At 64.5% G+C, this 17,951-nt stretch carries 17 protein-coding genes; 9 read left to right on the top strand and 8 right to left on the bottom strand.

Annotated elements, in window-relative coordinates:
• Positions 1-101 precede the first annotated feature (101 nt).
• Positions 102-872, top strand: a complete 771-nt coding sequence (locus tag BLW81_RS06410) for a cytochrome c biogenesis CcdA family protein (protein WP_066811063.1) — start codon at positions 102-104, stop codon at positions 870-872.
• Between the two features lie 40 nt (positions 873-912).
• Positions 913-2,841, top strand: coding sequence for a bifunctional copper resistance protein CopD/cytochrome c oxidase assembly protein (locus BLW81_RS06405; RefSeq protein WP_083406470.1), 1,929 nt, complete (start codon positions 913-915; stop codon positions 2,839-2,841).
• 40 nt (positions 2,842-2,881) lie between these two features.
• Here BLW81_RS06405 and BLW81_RS06400 read toward each other — a convergent pair whose 3' ends face one another.
• The 4 genes from BLW81_RS06400 to BLW81_RS06385 all read right to left on the bottom strand — a co-directional run bounded on the left by BLW81_RS06400 (position 2,882) and on the right by BLW81_RS06385 (position 5,695).
• Positions 2,882-3,547, bottom strand: a complete 666-nt coding sequence (locus tag BLW81_RS06400) for a DsbA family protein (protein WP_083406469.1) — start codon at positions 3,545-3,547, stop codon at positions 2,882-2,884.
• A 202-nt stretch (positions 3,548-3,749) separates the two neighbouring features.
• Complete coding sequence (locus tag BLW81_RS06395) at positions 3,750-4,331, bottom strand: hypothetical protein (RefSeq protein ID WP_173839578.1); 582 nt, start codon at positions 4,329-4,331, stop codon at positions 3,750-3,752.
• Positions 4,332-4,478: 147 nt separating this feature from the next.
• Positions 4,479-4,748 (bottom strand): metal-sensitive transcriptional regulator, encoded by a 270-nt coding sequence (locus BLW81_RS06390; RefSeq protein ID WP_066811056.1) that lies wholly within the window; start codon positions 4,746-4,748, stop codon positions 4,479-4,481.
• Positions 4,749-4,822: 74 nt separating this feature from the next.
• On the bottom strand, positions 4,823-5,695 hold the full coding sequence (locus BLW81_RS06385) for a sulfite exporter TauE/SafE family protein (protein ID WP_083406468.1): 873 nt from the start codon (positions 5,693-5,695) through the stop codon (positions 4,823-4,825).
• A gap of 228 nt (positions 5,696-5,923) precedes the next feature.
• On the opposite strand from BLW81_RS06385, the gene BLW81_RS06380 reads away from it, so the two are divergent.
• On the top strand, positions 5,924-7,327 hold the full coding sequence (locus BLW81_RS06380; protein ID WP_083406467.1) for an MBL fold metallo-hydrolase: 1,404 nt from the start codon (positions 5,924-5,926) through the stop codon (positions 7,325-7,327).
• 30 nt (positions 7,328-7,357) lie between these two features.
• Here BLW81_RS06380 and BLW81_RS06375 read toward each other — a convergent pair whose 3' ends face one another.
• From BLW81_RS06375 to BLW81_RS06365, 3 genes are all read right to left on the bottom strand, one after another.
• A complete protein-coding gene (locus BLW81_RS06375) occupies positions 7,358-8,053 on the bottom strand; it encodes an adenylate/guanylate cyclase domain-containing protein (protein ID WP_083406466.1) in 696 nt (231 codons plus the stop codon).
• Positions 8,054-8,378: 325 nt separating this feature from the next.
• The gene (locus tag BLW81_RS06370; RefSeq protein ID WP_082698526.1) at positions 8,379-9,005 is read right to left on the bottom strand and encodes a methyltransferase family protein; all 627 of its coding nucleotides are present in this window, start codon (positions 9,003-9,005) and stop codon (positions 8,379-8,381) included.
• Complete coding sequence (locus tag BLW81_RS06365; protein ID WP_322788820.1) at positions 9,005-9,646, bottom strand: class I SAM-dependent methyltransferase; 642 nt, start codon at positions 9,644-9,646, stop codon at positions 9,005-9,007. The genes BLW81_RS06370 and BLW81_RS06365 overlap by 1 nt, the downstream gene beginning before the upstream one ends.
• Before the next feature lie 276 nt (positions 9,647-9,922).
• Between BLW81_RS06365 and BLW81_RS06360 the strand changes: the two genes are divergently transcribed.
• The 4 genes from BLW81_RS06360 to BLW81_RS06345 all read left to right on the top strand — a co-directional run bounded on the left by BLW81_RS06360 (position 9,923) and on the right by BLW81_RS06345 (position 13,885).
• The gene (locus BLW81_RS06360; RefSeq protein ID WP_082698525.1) at positions 9,923-10,309 is read left to right on the top strand and encodes an ArsR/SmtB family transcription factor; all 387 of its coding nucleotides are present in this window, start codon (positions 9,923-9,925) and stop codon (positions 10,307-10,309) included.
• A complete protein-coding gene (locus tag BLW81_RS06355; protein ID WP_083406465.1) occupies positions 10,306-12,276 on the top strand; it encodes a heavy metal translocating P-type ATPase in 1,971 nt (656 codons plus the stop codon). The genes BLW81_RS06360 and BLW81_RS06355 overlap by 4 nt, the downstream gene beginning before the upstream one ends.
• Before the next feature lie 94 nt (positions 12,277-12,370).
• Positions 12,371-12,964, top strand: coding sequence for a cadmium resistance transporter (locus tag BLW81_RS06350; protein WP_083410358.1), 594 nt, complete (start codon positions 12,371-12,373; stop codon positions 12,962-12,964).
• A 159-nt stretch (positions 12,965-13,123) separates the two neighbouring features.
• Positions 13,124-13,885 carry a serine hydrolase gene (locus BLW81_RS06345; RefSeq protein ID WP_066811473.1) on the top strand — a complete coding sequence of 254 codons (762 nt, stop codon included), beginning with the start codon at positions 13,124-13,126 and terminating at the stop codon, positions 13,883-13,885.
• Between the two features lie 405 nt (positions 13,886-14,290).
• On the opposite strand, the gene BLW81_RS06340 is transcribed toward BLW81_RS06345, so the two are convergent.
• Positions 14,291-15,043, bottom strand: a complete 753-nt coding sequence (locus BLW81_RS06340) for a helix-turn-helix domain-containing protein (protein WP_235632203.1) — start codon at positions 15,041-15,043, stop codon at positions 14,291-14,293.
• A gap of 115 nt (positions 15,044-15,158) precedes the next feature.
• On the opposite strand from BLW81_RS06340, the gene BLW81_RS06335 reads away from it, so the two are divergent.
• Together BLW81_RS06335 and BLW81_RS06330 are read left to right on the top strand one after the other, a co-directional pair.
• Positions 15,159-16,064, top strand: coding sequence for a sterol desaturase family protein (locus BLW81_RS06335; RefSeq protein WP_083406463.1), 906 nt, complete (start codon positions 15,159-15,161; stop codon positions 16,062-16,064).
• Positions 16,061-17,794, top strand: coding sequence for an amidohydrolase (locus BLW81_RS06330; RefSeq protein WP_083406462.1), 1,734 nt, complete (start codon positions 16,061-16,063; stop codon positions 17,792-17,794). Before BLW81_RS06335 ends, BLW81_RS06330 begins: the two co-directional genes overlap by 4 nt.
• The last annotated feature ends 157 nt before the right edge of the window (positions 17,795-17,951 follow it).

Here is a 17,951-nt window from a genome sequence, read left to right as displayed (position 1 = left end):
GTAGTTGCATAGTAGATGATGGGCAGCGCATAGCGTGACTGCTGACCTACGTAGTAGATGTGGGAGTTCAGGACAGGTGGATGTGAAGAGTCTGAAACGCCGTGACTAGTTTCACCGAGATCGCGACGTCTGGACATGTGCTGTTCGCCGTGCTTGTCTCGGTGCTGGCGGGGCTGGTGTCATTTGCATCGCCGTGCGTCGTTCCGCTCGTACCCGGGTATCTGTCCTATTTGGCGGCCATTGTTGGCGTCGACGACGAGGCACGTGCCCAGCGGCAAGTCAGTGCGCACTTGCGGGTCGCCGGCGCCGCGGGTTTGTTTGTGGCTGGCTTCACGGCGGTGTTCCTGATGGGTTCTGTCGCGATCCTGGGCCTGACGTCGACGGTGATCAGTAACGGGTTGTGGTTGCAACGCCTTGGTGGGGTCATCACGATCTTGATGGGTCTGGTGTTTATGGGTGTCATCCCTGCACTGCAACGGGAAGCGCGTTTGGCGCCGAAGTCGTTGTCAACGCTCGGGGGTGCACCGCTGCTTGGGGCTGTCTTCGGGCTCGGCTGGACTCCTTGTTTGGGTCCGACGCTTACGGGCGTCATAGCAGTGGCCTCTGCCACCGAGGGGCCAACTGTATTTCGTGGCGTTTTGCTTGTAGTCGCCTACTGTCTCGGGCTGGGCATCCCGTTTGTGCTGTTGGCAATCGCATCCGGGCGCGCAGTTAAGGCGTTGGGCTGGCTTCGTCGAAACACGCGGCGAATTCAAACTTTTGGTGGCGTGCTCCTCGTCGTCGTCGGCATCGCCTTGCTGACCGGATTGTGGAATGAGGTGGTGACGTGGGTGCGCGATGTCTTCGTCAGCAACACCACACTTCCGATATGACGGTGCGTGAGCGGCCTTCTGCGCTGACGGAGCGCAAAACGTGACGGCGACCTCCGTTGCCGGTGGGCGTCGCCGGGTGGTGTGGCCGGTGTTGCTCGGTGTCGCATTGGTGGCGGGCGTGACCGCCGGCGCGATCGGCGCCCTCATGTTGGACGACGCGCTTGAGGTAACAGGACTCAGAGATCCTGGGCCGACCACTGCCTACGGGCTGCCCTTCCTGCGCGGCGCCGGTGAGATCGCTGCGATAGTGACGATCGGGCACTTCTTGTTCGCCGCCTTCCTCGTGCCGCCACAAACCAGTGGAGTGCTCGACGTTGATGGGTACCGCGCGGTGCGGGTCGGCGCTGTCGCTTGTGTGGTGTGGGCGATGTGCGCTGCGCTATTGGTGGCGCTGACCGTCTCCGATGTGTCGGGAGTGCCGTTGACGGACCTGACACCGCTGGATGTTTGGTCGGCGGCCGGCCTTGTCGAAACCACTGCGGCGTGGCGCACCACCTCCATCCTGGCCGCAGTCGTCGCCGTGGCGAGTCTGACGGTGTTGCGGTGGTCGTGGACACCTGGCCTATTGATCGGGGGGCTGGTGACTTTGGTGCCGGTCGCCGTGACGGGGCACTCTTCCACGGGCGGATCACACGATATTGCGACCAACAGCCTGCTCATCCATCTGGTTGCCGGGTCGTTGTGGGCCGGTGGACTGCTCGCGCTGGTCGTACACGCGCTGCGCCGTGGCAGTTACACCGACCTCGCCGCTCGACGATTCTCGCGACTGGCGCTTGGATGCTTCGTCGCGATGGCTGCCAGTGGGTTCATCAATGCCGCGGTGCGGATCGACCTGACGAACCTCTGGACCAGTACCTATGGACTCTTGATTCTGGCGAAGGTGGCGGCGCTTGTTAGTCTCGGTGTTCTTGGCTGGCGCCAACGGCGTTCGGCAATCGTTGCGCTGCAGCATGATTCGACTGCACGTCGACCGCTCCTGCGGCTCGCGCTCGGCGAGGCTGCCCTGTTCGGCATCGCGGTCGGAGTCGCGGTCGGGCTTGGTCGCACTCCGCCGCCTCCGACGAGAAGCGAGCCCTCGCCAGCTGAGGTTGCGCTCGGATTCGACCTTTCCGAGTCGCCAACGATTGCTGCAGTGTTTACCGATTGGCGATTCGACCTCATCTTCGGTACAGCAGCGGTCGTCATGGCAAGCATCTACCTCGCTGCGGTGTACCGGCTGGCCCGCCGTGGGGACCCGTGGTCGAAGCGACGCACCATATGTTGGCTGATCGGTTGTATCACAATGCTATTCGCTACCTCGTCGGGACTGGGCATGTACATGGCGGCGATGTACAGCATGCACGCCATCGTTCAATTGCTGCTCACCATCGCGGTGCCGGCGCTGCTCGTCCAGGGCGCGCCTGTGACGCTGGCACTCAAGGCGCTGAAGGCAGCTGAGCCGAATTCTGCTCCCGGCCCACGCGAATGGGTTCAGAGCGTCGTGGCCGCACCGATGACGCGCCTACTCACCCAACCGTGGACGGCGCTGGCGATACTCATGGTGGGCGTCTACGGCCTATGCATTGCTGGCGTCTACGACGTCGCAATGAGCGACCATGCCGCGCACATGGCGACGATCGGCTTTTTCCTGTTCAGTGGCACGCTGTTCTTCGTTGCCGTCAGCGGCGCGGGGCCAACGCCAGGGCCGATGTCCACGCAGCGTCGAGTTGCGATGACGTTGTTCGCGCTGTCCCAGTTCGTGGTCGCAGGCATTGTGGTGGTGCGGATGCAGGCTGTCCTTGGTGGCGACTTCTACCGTTCGCTGAGGCTGAGCTGGCAGACGAATCTTCTTAGTGACCAGAGGGTGGGCGGTGTAATCGTCTCAGTCAGTAGTGCTGTGGCGATGTTGACGGTCATCGCAATCGTCGCCGCAAAGCGCACCGGTTGCCTGCGAACGGACAACCTACGTGCGCCGACCATTGACGCGTGAAGGTGGCCACGTACCGCAACGGGGCATACCCGCCCATCCTTTACGGCTGCTCCTTCAAGGCTTCCTCAACCGCCGCCGACAAGTCGTCGTAGCTTCTGAATTCCATTTCGTTTCCGTTGAGGAAGAAAGTCGGGGTGCCCTGGACGCCGAGGGCCTGACCGTCGGCGACGTCCACATTGACACGGTCAAGCGTGGCGGGATCGTTGTAAGCGGCGTCGAACGCGGCCATGTCCAGTCCCAGTTCGGTGGCGAAGCCGCGAAAGGTGGAGTCGGCCGGAGTCCGCTGTTCACCCCATTGGCTCTGGGTTTCATACATCTTCTTGTACATCGGCTCGAACTTGCCCTGCTGGGCGGCTGACTCGACCGCACGTGCTGCTCGCTCGGCGTTGAAGTGAGACGGAATGGGGAAGTAGCGGATGACGAAGTTGACACGGTCCCCGTACTCGGATCGCGCCTGCTCGACCATCGGGAATGCTGCGCGGCACGCCTCGCATTCGAAGTCGAGAAACTCGACAAGGGTGACATCGCTGTCCGGGGCGTTGTTGAGGCGGCGGCTGTTGTCCCGGACCAGTTGACCTACCTCGCCGCCTCCGGCCTGCGCTGCGGCGGGCGTGTCCTTTTTCTGGACCGAGAGGTAAACGCCGGCCCCGATGATCACGGTGATGACTGCAAACGCGGTCAGCAGAATACGTGTGATGGGTGCCATCTAAGTACGTCCTTCTGTCACAGAGCGTCCGTTCTGCGTGGGCGGCCGCGCACCGTAGCGGCGCATCGGAACGGACGTGAAAATATGCATCTCTCCTGTGACTATATACGTAGCGACACCGTAGAACTGCGGCGTGCCCGCTGGCGCACAGCTAACCGACGATGAAGCAGCAGCGCCGTGCGTTACCGTTTGCACGGTCGCCTTAGGTGATGGATGGCGCTCGAGCGAGACGCCACATTCCCCACCAGGCGGCTGGAGCGAGCGCGATCACGCTCCACATTCCGGGCACGTAGCCGGCGCCGGTGGGATCGAGCCACGGAAACACCAGGAAGTGCGCCAACTCGGTCAGGCCCATCGAGGCAAAGAACGTCCATGCGAGATAGCGGCCGATTGGCCGCCGGCGCTGCATGAGGACTGGCACCAGCAGCCAGGCGCCAGCCGAAACGACGACCAGCAAGACCACGGGAACTGACGTCACCGCGGGAGTGGGCACCCCTGTGACCTCCGCCAGGAACGCGAAGAATTCCATCTGCTTTTCTTCGACGCGGTGAATCACAAACAATGTCAACGCCATCCAATATGGCGCGCGAATGTCGGCCCAGGTGCCGCCATCCGGCCGCACCAGCCATAGGAGTAAGCCTCCGACGAACCCGGCGGTGAAGATGAGCATGGTCGCCAGCCCCAGGGCCCAATAGCCCACGCCCAGCGTCCCGGCCGTCAACGCTACGGCGATAGCGACGGCCGGCGCGGGCAGAGCGCTGCTGTTCGATTTCGTGACTTTCATGGTGATGGCGTCCGGCTAACCTCTCGCAAGCGAGGCAAACTCAAATTTGCGGGTTGTCCGCTGAACCCCGTGATGCGGAATTCGAGCGAGCACCACACGACAGCTTGTACCGGAGGCGTTCAGCATCATTCCGCCGACAGCGACCGGTCATGCTAGCGCGAGGAACAACTTCTCCAGTTCGGCTTCGGTCATCGGCTCGACACCCTCGGTGCTGTCTCCGGTGATGCATTCGCGCAGACCGGTCGCGACGATCTTGAAACCCGCCCGGTCCAGGGCGCGTGAGACGGCGGCGAGTTGGGTGACGACGTCTTTGCACTCGCGTCCCTGCTCGATCATCGAGATCACACCGGCGAGCTGTCCTTGAGCGCGCCGCAGCCGATTCAATACGGCGGCAATGCTGTCTTCGTCGCCAACCATCGCGGTTTCCCTTCTGCGGTTTCGAGCAGGTCAACATTACCCGTGGGGGTATTCTTCCCGGTGCCTTCGCCTGGTCAGGCCGCGGCGGCTGGGTGCACGCGAGGGATGAGCCGCCGCAGGGGACAGTAGGCGGTTCGACGGCAGGTGACATAAGTGCCGACGCCGATCATGATCAGGGCTGCAGACGCGGCACCGACAGCCAGGGTTGTCTCCTGCGCGAGGAGCACCGACGCCATCACCAGAACGAACCAGCCGAAGAGCGTGCGCAACGCATCGGGATCGACCGCGCCGGTAAAGCGTGCGCCGATCAGAGCGCCCACAACGGCGGCGGCGGTGACCACAGCGGCCACTGGCCAGTCGACCTGTCCGCTGGCCAGATGCCCCGTCAGACCGGCGAACGATTGCATCGCGATCACCACCAGGGAGGTGCCGACCGCGGCGGGCATCGGGAGCCCGGTCAGCACGGCCAGCGCAGGCACCAACAGGAAGCCGCCACCCGCGCCGACCAGCCCGCTGACCGCGCCGACGGCAACACCCAGCACGGCCATCTTTACCATGGGCACGCGCCGGACCGCGTCGCACGCATGGGTGTTGCTGCGGCCGCGCAGCATCGCACCCCCGGCGGCGAGCATGATCACCGCGAATGCAATCAGCAGCGCGGTCCCGGGAATGAAGCGGGCTAGCAGACCGCCGCCCACTGCCACGGTCATGGCCGCCGCGCCGAACGGCAGCGCGACGCCCCACCGCACCCGCCCGGCCCGCACATGGGCGATCGCGCCGACCGCGCTGGTGACCGCGATCACCAGAAGCGAACTTGCGATCGCCCGCGTGGCGTCCAGGCCCCCGACATAGGCCAGCAGCGGGACGGTCAGGATCGCGCCGCCCCCGCCCAGCAGCCCCAGCGCGACCCCGACCAACACGGCCAAGGCGACGGTCAACGCCATCATGGCGACCTCATCGCGGCAGATTCGAACCTCGCCTTGTTCAACATCTCGTGTCGTCCTGTCTGTCGGGGCCGGGACCGAACCGCGCCATCTCCGGAATACCTCGGGGGGTATGCGGGCTATAGTAGTCGATACCCCCCTGGGTATACATCGGATGACGCCGGTATGCGCCAGGGGTATCGGCTGAGACCGCACGGGTTTCTGCGTATCCGCGGGACATAGGAGAAACGGATGATTCTGGAGCAGTACTACATCGAGTGCCTGTCGCACGCGTCGTATCTGGTCGGCGACGAAACCACCGGGCGCGCAGTCGTTGTCGACCCGCGCCGCGACATCACCGAATACCTCGACGACGCCGCCAAACACGGTTTGACAATCGAAGGCGTAATCAACACCCACTTTCACGCCGACTTCGTCTCCGGTCACCTGGAATTGGTGCAGGCCACCGGGGCGTGGATCGGCTTCGGCGCGGCCGCCCAGACCGACTACCCGATCCGCCGGTTGTCTGACGGGCAGCACCTCTCGCTCGGTGAGGTCGACCTGGAGATCCTCTCCACCCCCGGGCACACCTGGGAATCGATCAGCGTCCTGGTGCGTGAACGTGCCGGGGTCGACCCGGTCGCGGTGCTGACCGGTGACGCGCTGTTCATCGGCGATGTGGGCCGCCCGGACCTGGCCAACCTTGGTGATGGCTCAACTACCGACCTGGCTCGGGCGATGTATCGAACCATCCACGACCGGCTGCTGAGGCTGCCCGACCACGTCACGGTGATGCCGGCCCACGGCGCCGGGTCGTCGTGCGGCAAGAACCTCTCTGCTGAACTCACCTCAACCATCGGTGTGCAGCGCCGCACCAACCCGTCCACGCAGCCGATGACCGAGGCCGAATTCGTGGAGCTGATCACCCACGGCCAGCCGGCGGCGCCCGCCTATTTCTCGGTTGACGCCGCGATGAACAAACGCGTGCATCCACTGCTGGATCAGCACCGCAACATCCCCGAACTGACCGCGGCCCAGCTGTGGTCCGCTCTGGCGGCCGGTGTCCGCGTGGTGGATGCCCGGTCGGTAGACGACTTCGCTGCCGGTCATCTCCGCGGATCGGTCAACGTCGGTTTCGACGGCCGCTTCGCCGAGACCGGCGGCATGGTTGCCGAGGTGGGTGCGACCATCGCGCTGGTCACCTATCCCGATGAGGAGCAGGCGGCGGCCATGCGGCTGGCCCGAGTCGGCTCCGACAACGTGATCGGCTATCTCACCGTCGCGCATGACGGAAATTTCCCCGCCGAGCTGACCGACCTTGTTCAACCCGCACCGCGAATCGATGTCGCTGAGCTCGACCGCCTGCGGGCCGCGCATGCGGTGACGGTGATCGACATCCGCAATCCCGGCGAACGCGAAACCGGGACGATACCCGGCGCGGTGCACATCCCGCTGGCACAACTGCGCACCCAACTGGCGCACATTGCCGGTGACAAGCCGATCGTGGTGCACTGCGCCGGCGGCTGGAGATCCAGTGTGGCCGCCTCCATGATGCGGGCCGACGGATTGGGACGCGTGAGCGACCTGATCGGCGGTTACAACGCATGGGCGCAGACCCACGCCGCAGCTGAAAGACAACAGGGCGAATCGATCTGAGCCACGGCGCCAGGTGAGCCGGATTGGCGCTCAGTCCCGGGTAATCCCACGCTGCTGGTGATCGCTGACTGTGTCGACACTCGCGTATTGCGCTGGTGCGGCGGCGAATCGTTGAGCGCACTCTGGTGAGCAGAACCACCAGTCACGATCGGCGTGACGCAGATGGCTGGCCGCCGTGCCAGGGTCGACCCGCACGCGGCACACCGGGTCGGTTGGGTAGCGAGCCGCCGCCAGGCACACCGCGTACACCTCCATCGGTGTCGCAATGTTGCGGAGTTTCTTGGCGCCCAATGGATCTGGCGATAGACCAAGCTGCGCGCAGGCCTGACGAACATTGTCGGTGACCACAGCCTGCCCGGCGCCGGCCAGCGCCGTGATGCGGGCGGCCACATTCACGCCGTGTCCGAAGTAGTCGTTGTCGCGGTGCACCGCGCTGCCGTGGTGAATGCCAGCCCGCAGTGCAAGGAAGCCGTCCTCATCGGCGGCCCGGTCAGCAAGCTGCAGGATGGTCGCCACCATCTGCTCGGGTTTGCTGGAGCGCAGCATGACCGCATCACCCATCGTCTTGACGATGGTGACGCCCGGCCATAGCGCGTCACGGGTCACGGTAAGCAGGCGGCCCGCCAGACTGGCCGCCTGTTCATCACCGCACATTTCAGTCAGGACGCTGAACCCAGACAGATCGACGAACGCGAACGTCGCCTCGACACTTTCCGATTCAGTCACCTGATCGTCCCTCCATCATCCCTCAGATGCGCTGATGTCTGGCGGCGCATCTGAACCGATGCATCACCCGCCACGGGCTCAGCAGCGCTCGTACCCGCAAGCCCATGGCGGACATGCGCGCTATTCGCAGCAGGCCGCGAGATCCTCGAGCATCATTCGGTGCCACCTCCTCGAGCATCCTTGTGCCGGCGGTGTTCGACCGCCAACAAGCGCCAGAGTGATTCGGTTGTGACGCAGCACTTTTGGCGGCTACTTTTGTGGGCCGCAGCCCGCGATCACGGCGCGGTGAGTAACGCAACGGATCGCTCCATTTCGCCCGCATCGGTTAGCTCCGGTACTGGTGTTCGGGTTGCAGGCGTCCGATCCCGGGTAGGAAGCGACCCACGCGGGAGGCGTAGCTGGTGTAGGCCACGCCGTGGACGCGGCGTAGGTAGGGTTCTTCGGCGAAGCGCACCTGTGCTTCTATGCCGATCACGGAAACCACCAGCCCGGCGACTGCCACCGCGTTGGGCACCATGAGCGCCAGGCCGATAAACGCGACAGTTGCGGCGGCGAAGACCGGGTTGCGAACGACCCGGAAGGCACCGGTGGTTACCAGAGTCGTGCGTTCCGCCTCGTCGATCCCGGTCCGCCAGGACGCGCCCATGGCCATTTGAGCGGTGAAGGCCAAGACTATGCCGAGCACTGCTACCGCGACACCGACCCCGCGCAGCATCGAATGATCCAAGATCGCCAGCGGCGACATGCCGGCCAAGTCGGCGACGGGTGCCCCGATCCCCACAGTCAGCCAACCGAGGTCGGTTCCGGCCAGCGCCCACCACTCCAGGGAGCCGTCAGGGCGCATCGAGCGCCGCGTGCCGATCTCTCCGGTGTGGCGCCGTTGAATCGCTGCGCGCAGGGCGCCCATCACCAACATCATGGCGGCGAACAGGGCCAGCACAGCATTCGCCATCACCGCTCACCCCCGGTGGGCACGGGCTTGGTTGCAGCGCCGAGCAGGTAATCACCCTGGGTTCGGGTGAGCGATCCGAGCACCACCAGGCCGTGGTGGGCCAGTTCATCGAGGAACTGTTCGGCGCTGAATCGGTCGTCGGTGGGGTGATCGAACAGCCGCCGGTAGATGGGGCGCGCCAGGGCGTGCGAGGTGACCTCCTCGAAGTAAAACCGCCCACCCGGTGCGATCACCCGGGCGACTTCGGCGATGGCTTTTCGCCAGTCCTGGATGTGGTGCACGATCCCGAAATCGAAGACCCCGCCGTAGCTGTCGTCGTCGGCATCCAGTGCGGTGCGCAGATCGGTGGCGCTGCCCTGGACCAGCCGGACCCGATCCCCGTAGCGGGCGAGGCGCCGGCCGGCGCGACGGATCATCGCCGGGTCCAGATCCACCGCGTCCGCGGTACCCGCCCCGAACCGTTCCAAGATCAGCTCCAAGCCGTATCCGGACCCACACCCGATCTCCAAGGCTGGTGTGCCGGGCAGCAGGCGACCGCCAAACCGCAGCAGCACCGGCACCTCATAGATGCGTTGCAGCCAGCGCCGCGGCGGCGAATTCACCAGCCCGATCTCGGCCCGGTTCATCAACATCGCAGCCATCCCTTTCTACGATCGACGACGGTGTTTGAGTCATCCCACCGCTCGGTCCACTGATTGGGTTGTGACCGAACGCTTTTCGGCCCGAGAACGGGTGAGTTGTGTGTCGAGCAGACGCCACGTTCATGATCGTGATGTCGAACCCGCGATCAGCGACCCCGCCAAGATCCACCACCGCTTGCGTTTCCTACTGGATCTTCTCCGCCTCCCGAATCAGCGCCATTGAACGCTATCACCGTAATTTGACGATCGATGCACCTCGCACGCTATCATCGTCGAATGGCGATGACAACGGGGAGATCCTCAACGCGACCCACCACAGACCTGGCACCGGCTGTGGCGCTGTTTCACGGCCTGTCCGACCCGACCCGGCTGGCGATCCTGGAGCGACTCACCGAAGGCGAAGCCCGCGTGGTGGATCTGACCGGCCTGCTGGGAGCGGCGCAGTCGACCGTGTCGGCGCACCTGGCCTGTCTGCGCGAGTGCGGCCTGGTCACCGGCCGTCCCGAAGGGCGGCAAATGTTCTACTCGCTGACCCGCCCGGAGCTGATGGATCTGCTGGCCTCGGCCGAGACGCTGCTGGCCGCCACCGGCAACAAGGTGGCGCTGTGCCCCACCTACGGAGTCCGCGCCGGGGCAACGACCAAGACGAGGGGAAGTAAATGAGCGACGCGTGCGGCTGCGGCCACGACGAACCCACCACCGACGAACAGGCCGAAGAGCACGAGCCCGAACGCCTGTGGCAAGTGCGCGAACTGCAGTTCGCCGCCATTTCGGGGGTGCTGCTGCTGGCCGCTTTGATCGCCGGGTTCGCTGATGCCGCACGCCCAGTGGTGCTCACGCTAGAAGCGCTGGCCCTGGTCGTCGGCGCCTACACCTTCGTCCCCTCCACGCTCAAGCGGCTGGCCAAGGGCAAAATCGGCGTCGGCACGCTGATGACCATCGCCGCCGTGGGCGCGGTCATCCTCGGCGAGGTCGGCGAGGCCGCCATGCTGGCGTTCCTGTTCTCCATCAGCGAAGGCCTAGAGGAGTACTCCCTAGCGCGCACCCGCCGCGGCCTACGCGCACTACTGTCGCTGGTGCCCGATGAGGCCACCGTGCTGCGTGAGGGCACCGAAACCGTTGTCGCATCAGGCGAATTAAGGGTCGGCGACCGTATGCTGGTCAAGCCAGGCGAGCGGATCGCCACCGACGGGGTCATTCGCGAAGGGCGCACCGCGCTGGACGTTTCGGCCATCACCGGTGAATCGGTGCCCGTCGAAGCAGGACCCGGTGCCGAGGTGTTCGCCGGGTCGATCAACGGCACGGGCGTGCTGGAGGTCGAGGTCACCACCACCGCCGAGGACAACTCGCTGGCCCGCATCGTGCGCATCGTGGAGGCCGAACAATCCCGAAAGGGCGCCTCGCAGCGCCTGGCCGATCGCATCGCCAAACCCCTCGTGCCCGGGGTAATGATCGCCGCGACGCTGATCGCGGTGATCGGCAGCCTGCTCGGTGACCCGACCACCTGGATTGAACGCGCGCTGGTGGTGCTGGTCGCGGCCTCGCCGTGCGCCTTGGCGATTTCGGTGCCGGTCACCGTGGTCGCGGCGATCGGCGCCGCCAGCAAGCTTGGCGCCCTGGTTAAGGGCGGCGCCGCACTCGAGGCTATGGGTGCCGTCCGCGGTGTGGCTCTCGACAAGACCGGCACCCTGACCGCCAACCGGCCCGCTGTCATTGATGTAGCCGTCGCCGACGGCGCCACCCGCGAACAGGTTCTGGACCTGGCGGCGGCCCTGGAAGCGCGCAGCGAACACCCGTTGGCCGCGGCGATCCTTTCCGCCGTCGATGACGTCATCCCAGCCACTGATGTGGCGGCCGTGACCGGCGCCGGGCTCACCGGCCGCCGCGACGGACACACCATCCGTCTGGGCCGCCCCGGCTGGCTCGACGCCGGATCACTGGCCAGCGATGTGGCGCGCATGCAACAGGCCGGCGCGACCGCCGTCCTCGTCGAGGACAACGCGCGGGTGATCGGAGCGATCGCCGTGCGCGACGAACTGCGCCCCGAGGCCGCCGACGTCGTCGCCCAACTGCATCGCGACGGCTACCACGTCGCGATGCTCACCGGCGACAACCACGCAACCGCGGCCGCACTGGCCAAGGACGTCGGCATCGACGCCGTGCACGCCGAACTTCGGCCGGAGGACAAAGCGCGGCTGATCGAAGCGCTGCGCGCCGAGCGCTCCACCGCCATGGTCGGCGACGGCGTCAACGACGCCCCCGCGCTGGCTACCGCCGACCTCGGTATCGCCATGGGCGCGATGGGCACCGACGTGGCCATCGAAACCGCCGACGTGGCGTTGATGGGCGAAGATCTACGGCACCTGCCGCAAACTTTCACCCACGCGCGCCGGGCCCGCCGGATAATGCTGCAAAACGTCGGCCTATCACTGGGACTGATCGCTGTATTGATTCCGCTGGCGCTGCTCGGCATTCTCGGCCTAGCCGCCGTCGTGCTGGTCCATGAGGTCGCCGAAATCGTCGTCATCGCCAACGGTGTCCGGGCCGGCCGCGCCACAGTGCTGGTCACCGCGCCGGGGGAGCGCTCCGTGAGCCGGATTTCCGCGGCGCCGGTGGGCGCAGGTCAGTGAATGCCGGCAGATCCGCCTTCGCTCTCGCCGAGGCATTCGTACTCGCGTCGATCGTCGGGTGTGCACGCGATCCCGGAGACACCGCGACTTGCACATGATGCTGTCTTCGGTTCTGCCCGCAATCGGCTTGTTCATCGCCACCAACGTCGACGACATCATCGTGCTCTCGCTGTTCTTTGCGCGCGGCGCGGGGCAGCGCGGGACAACGGCACGGATCACCGCAGGCCAGTACCTAGGTTTCGCGGGCATCCTGGGTGCGGCGGTACTTGTGACGGTCGGCGCAGGGGCATTCCTTCCTTCCGAAGTGGTCCCCTATTTCGGACTTATCCCCTTAGCCCTGGGACTGCGGGCGGCATGGGAACCGCGGCGCGGCAACGATGAAGATGACAACGATGGAGGGATCGCAGGCAAGAACGTCGGTATTTGGGCTGTCGCAGGAGTTACTTTCGCCAATGGCGGCGACAACATCGGCGTCTACGTTCCCGTCTTCCTCAACGTCGTACCCGCGGCGGTAGTGGCCTACTGTGTCGTCTTCCTCGTCCTCGTCGCAGTGCTGGTTCTCGCCGCCAGATTCGTCGCTACCCGCCAGCCGATCGCCGACGTCCTCGAACGCTGGGAACACGTGCTATTCCCCATCGTTCTGATCAGCCTGGGCATCTTCATCCTGGTGAGCGGCCTCGCTTTTTGAGGATTGCGGCCACTGCTGGCCGACACGATAAGGCTCGTCGACCACACCTACGTAGACGAGCAGTAGGAAGCGGTGTCGGCAGCGGCGTGCCTTAGGCCAACATGCGGAAGGGACTGAGAAGCTGAACCTGTGAAGGCGCTAGCGACTGGACTTGTCGCACTGGTGGTGCTGCTCGTCGTCCCGACGCCCGTCGCGAACGCGGACATGGCCCAGCGTATTGCGCAGGCAGAGGCCTACCTCACCACTCGTCCTGGCACCGTCGGCTATGTGTTCCGCGACCGCACAACTGGACAGGCGCACCGCAACGACGCGGCCGGCACGATGAGATGGACCGCGTCCACCATCAAACTCGCGATGGTGGTGGATCTGTTGACGCGGGCGCGCGCTGGCCAAATCAGTTTGAGTCCGGCCGACAGCCAACTCATGGCCGACATGATGCATTCCTCTGACAGCGACGCCGCCGATACGCTCTGGAAGCGCTACAGCGGACCCGACAACATGGCGTTCAACCGCAATTTCCCCGCCTATGGACTGACCAGTCTGCAGGCGCAACAAGGGTTCAGCGAAACGTATCCCTACTGGGGTTTCCAAAAATCGACGAGTGACGACCTCGACCGACTGATGAACTACACACTCACCAAATTGCCGCCGGCGCAGAGCGCGGCGATTGTCGCGGAGATGCAGCACCTCGATTCAAACCAACAATGGGGCGTGTGGGGCGCGGGTGCGGAAATGTCTCCGGGCAACAAGAACGGATGGTCACAGGAGCAAGGTGGGTGGGTGGTCAACAGCGTCGGTTTCGCGGGTCCACAACAGCGATACACCTTGGCAATCATGAACTCACTCGAAGGGGAGGGCGGCTACGAAGACGGCGTTGAAACGACAACGCGCCTGGCCCAGATATTGCTCTCGCCGGCCTAGGGGTTGCCCGCAATAGTCGGAGCTGCGAAGTCCGCGCGCGGGCATATGATGCTATCGGTATTCAGCGTCAAAACTGGTGCGGGACTGAGGAAGACGGTAAGCGACACCTCGCAGTGAGGCGTGGCTACTGCCTCGACGGATGAGGTGGCCAACGAAAGGGGAGCGGCAAGGCTCAAACGGCCCGGACCGCTCCGTGACAATGTACGTAGTTAATACGTAGATGAGCGTAACTCATTCGTCCCATAGATAACAGGCCTCACATGCGCCGTAATCGATATAAGCAGGAATCAGATGACGAAGATCTTGTTCGCGCGAGCACAGATCACCCCTCTGCTACCTGCACCACCCGCGCAGAAAACACTAATGCGCCACGGAGGTGTGAGCCCAGGCGCTCCCGACGACCGGTCAGGCAAGCCGAACGCTTCGGTGGACGTCGATCGGTGCGACGCCGAACATTTCGTGGAACGCGCGGTTGGCATGAGAGCTGTCGGCGAAGCCGGCGGCGTGAGCCGCGGCGGTGATTGTCCCTCCCGTACGCGCGACTTCCATCGCTCGGATCAGGCGCGCCCACCGGACATAGGCTGGAAAGGACAGACCGACGTCGCGCGCGAACAGCCGGCCTAGCCGGTCGGCCGACAGATGCACCGCAGCAGCGACGTCGGTCAGTCGAACTGGGCCGCTGAGGAGGTCGGGTATCAACGTGATGGCAGCCGACACAGCCGGGTGCGTCTCGGCGTGAGCGTTAACTTGTTTTTCTGGTCCGACAAGCTCGGCGATCACGGCATCGGCTGCAGCTGCGAGATCGTCTGATCGCGGAAGATCTGCCGAAAGGCGTTGAGCCGCTGCAATCCATCCATCCACCTCTGGCCTCGTGGTCCGGTCGACGAGAGCTTCGACTCGGCGCCCGTATGCGCTGGCCGAATCGAGATAAATCATGAGTCCAGTCGCTGCGCCGGCATCCACAGCGTGTGCGGCGCCAGACGGAATGACACCGACGCGACTCTGGGCACTGTGTCCGGACGAGTCGGTGAGAAGTACAGGGTCATCGGCGGCGATGGCGATCTGAACGGCCGCATGCGAGTGACCATGCGCGGCACCGAGGCGGCCGCCGTAGATCAGCCGACCCGGCTCGATCACCGCTGTACCCGACCACGTCACCTCTTGAGTATGCCGTCGTCGGCCCCGGCGCCTAGAGACTTCGACGACTCGCTTCGCGTGAAGGTCACCGGATCTGTACATGCGCCGCGGTCTAGACACTTTGAAGACTGAAGACATGGCGAAGACACTTGTTCGGTACGGCTACGTGCCGCTGATGTTGATCGGTATAAACGGCGCCGCGATCGGGCTGGCACATGCACCGTGGGCTGAGTCATGGATGGCTGCGCTCATTGTTGCGGCGATCGGATTGTCGTTCGTCGCTGAGCGGATTCTGCCCTACACCGATGAATGGAACACCTCGGTTGGTGATGGGCGCCGCGACGTGGCGCACGCTTTCATCAACGAGACCTCGCTGCTCCTTACAGTGCTGGTTATCCCGCTGATGGCCGCGCTGTCACCATTCGGTCAACGTTGGCCTTCGTCGCTGCCCTTCGTCGTGCAGGTTCTGATCGCGATCGTCGTCACCGACTTCGGCGTGACCGTCGCGCACCTGGCCAGCCACAAGGTGGGGTGGCTGTGGCGCTTTCACGCCGTGCATCACAGCGTCAAACGGTTCTACGGATTCAACGGACTCATGAAGCATCCCCTTCACGGAGCTTTGGAACTCGCGGCGGGGACCGTGCCTCTGCTCTTACTCGGCATGCCCAAGACTGTGGCCGAGGTTTTGACCGTGTGCATTGCGGTACAGCTGTTGCTTCAACACTCCAACGCCGACTACCGCATAGGTCCGCTGCGGAAAATACTGGCACTTAACGAAGGTCATCGCTTCCATCACCTCAAGTGGGCAGGCATCGGTGACGTGAATTTCGGCCTGTTCACGCTCATCTGGGACCGCGCGCTGCGCACATTCTCTTTCGACCCGCATCGCCGGTTCAGCAGCGACGACCTCGGCATGGCCGCCAAACCGAACTACCCGGTCGGCTATCTGGCTCAGCTGGCTGAGCCGTTCCGCGCGACCGGCGCTTGCCAACTCAAGGACGACGCAAACGACAGCGCTCAAACTGTGGCGAACCATTCATGACGAGCACCCTCTATACCAATGCCACCGTCCTCACGTGCGACCGCTCAAACTCGATTGCCGAAGCGGTTGCCGTGGCTGACGGGCGCATCACCGCCGTGGGCAGCGAGGCTTTCGTCCGCCGCACTGCCGGACCGGACGCCGCCGTCGTAGACCTCGACGGGGCCACGGTGATGCCGGGCTTCATCGACACCCACCCTCACCTGCTGCACTTCGGGGTGATCGCCGAGCCATTGGTCGATCTCGGTGACGCAGTCGACCATATGGACATCGCCGCGCGCCTCACTTTCCGCACCAAGACGACTCCGGCGGGGGAGTGGATCATGACCACCCCGGTAGGAGAGCCGCACTACTTCCTGCGACGGTCCTACCGCCACCTCACCGAACGGGTCTTGCCTGATCGAATCACACTCGACCGTGCCGCGCCGCACCATCCCGTGTTCATTCAGGCTTGGGCGCCGGTCATCCCGAACACCTGTGTGCTGAATAGCGCAGGATTGCAGCGCCTGGGCATCGACCGGCACACCGCCGACCGCGTCGGCGATGTCTGGGTCGAAAAAGACGCCAGCGGTGAGCCGACCGGCCGGCTCCACGGCGCGGTCACGCTCTACTACAACAACGACGACTTCATGAATAGCCTGCTGCGGCAGCTACCGCTGTTGCAGCCCAATGCATTCGAGCCTGGCGTCGTTCACGCGATGCGAGACGCCAATGCGCACGGTGTGACCACCATCTACGAAGCCCACGCTATGGACTTCTCCCACATCGAGCTCTACCAGTGGCTGCGCAGCACCGATCAGCTCAGCTTGCGCGTGCAGTGCGCACCCGAAGCCCACGTCTATGGCATGCCCGACGACCATCCGCCTGATGTCGACCGATTACTTGCCCGGCTTCGGCGAGCGGCCGGCATGGTCAACCGAGACGACGACATATTGCGCATCGACGGCATCACCATTGGCCGCGGCGGATCCTGCCACGCCGGACAGTTGCTGCTCCGTGAGCCGTATCGGGGACCCTTCGGCACCATGACATCTGGACGATCATTTGTGCCTGTGGACACCGTCGAGAAGGTCATGCGGTTCTGCCTCGCCAGCGGCCTACGGCTGAACATGATGATCGCCGGCAACGGTGAACTCGATGACTATCTCGAACAGCTCGAAAGCCTCATCCGGCCGCTACGCGCGGAGGACCGTCCGTGGATCGTGCAGCACGCAGCAATCGCCGAACCCGAACAGATCAGCCGCCTCGCGGCCTTGGATCTCGACCTCACCACCACCATGTCGTTCTCCTGGGGCAAGGGTGAGCTGTTCGCCGACCGTGTCGGCGAGGCCATCCTCGAGCACCTCGTGCCGCTCCAGCGGTTTCTCAACGCCGGGCTCACCGTAGGCTGTGGCACTGACTGGGGGCCGAAGAACGTCTTCGAACATCTGGCCCTGGCTGCGGAACCGCGCTACGGCGCTTCTGGACGTGCCGCCGCTACCGCCGGGGTCTCTCGCATAGACGCGCTCGCCACCTGGACGCGCACTGCTGCACAAGTATTGAGGTGGAATGACATCGGGTCGCTCGTCGCCGGCCATCATGCCGACATGATTGTCGTGGATCGCAACCCGTTGACCTGTCCGCTCTCTGACCTGCCTCATACCCGCGTCCTAACCACCATGCTCGGCGGTCGCCCGGTCGGCGGAAGCGCACCGACAGTTTGCAACCGTAACTCCCGCGTAGAGGCTACGTGACCGGACGCCAGCCGGTCTGAGCGCTTCGGTGTCGCGCAAGCCAGTTACCCATCATGCGCTAGTGGCGGCCAGGCGCCGAGCTCAGCGTCGACTCAGCGGCGCGGCTGGTAACAGGTAGTGAACGTGTCTTCATCAAATCTTCATCGGAACACGAACA

Source organism: Mycolicibacterium rutilum (assembly GCF_900108565.1).
GTDB lineage: Bacteria > Actinomycetota > Actinomycetes > Mycobacteriales > Mycobacteriaceae > Mycobacterium > Mycobacterium rutilum.
This window is presented reverse-complemented; position numbering and strand designations above follow the sequence as displayed.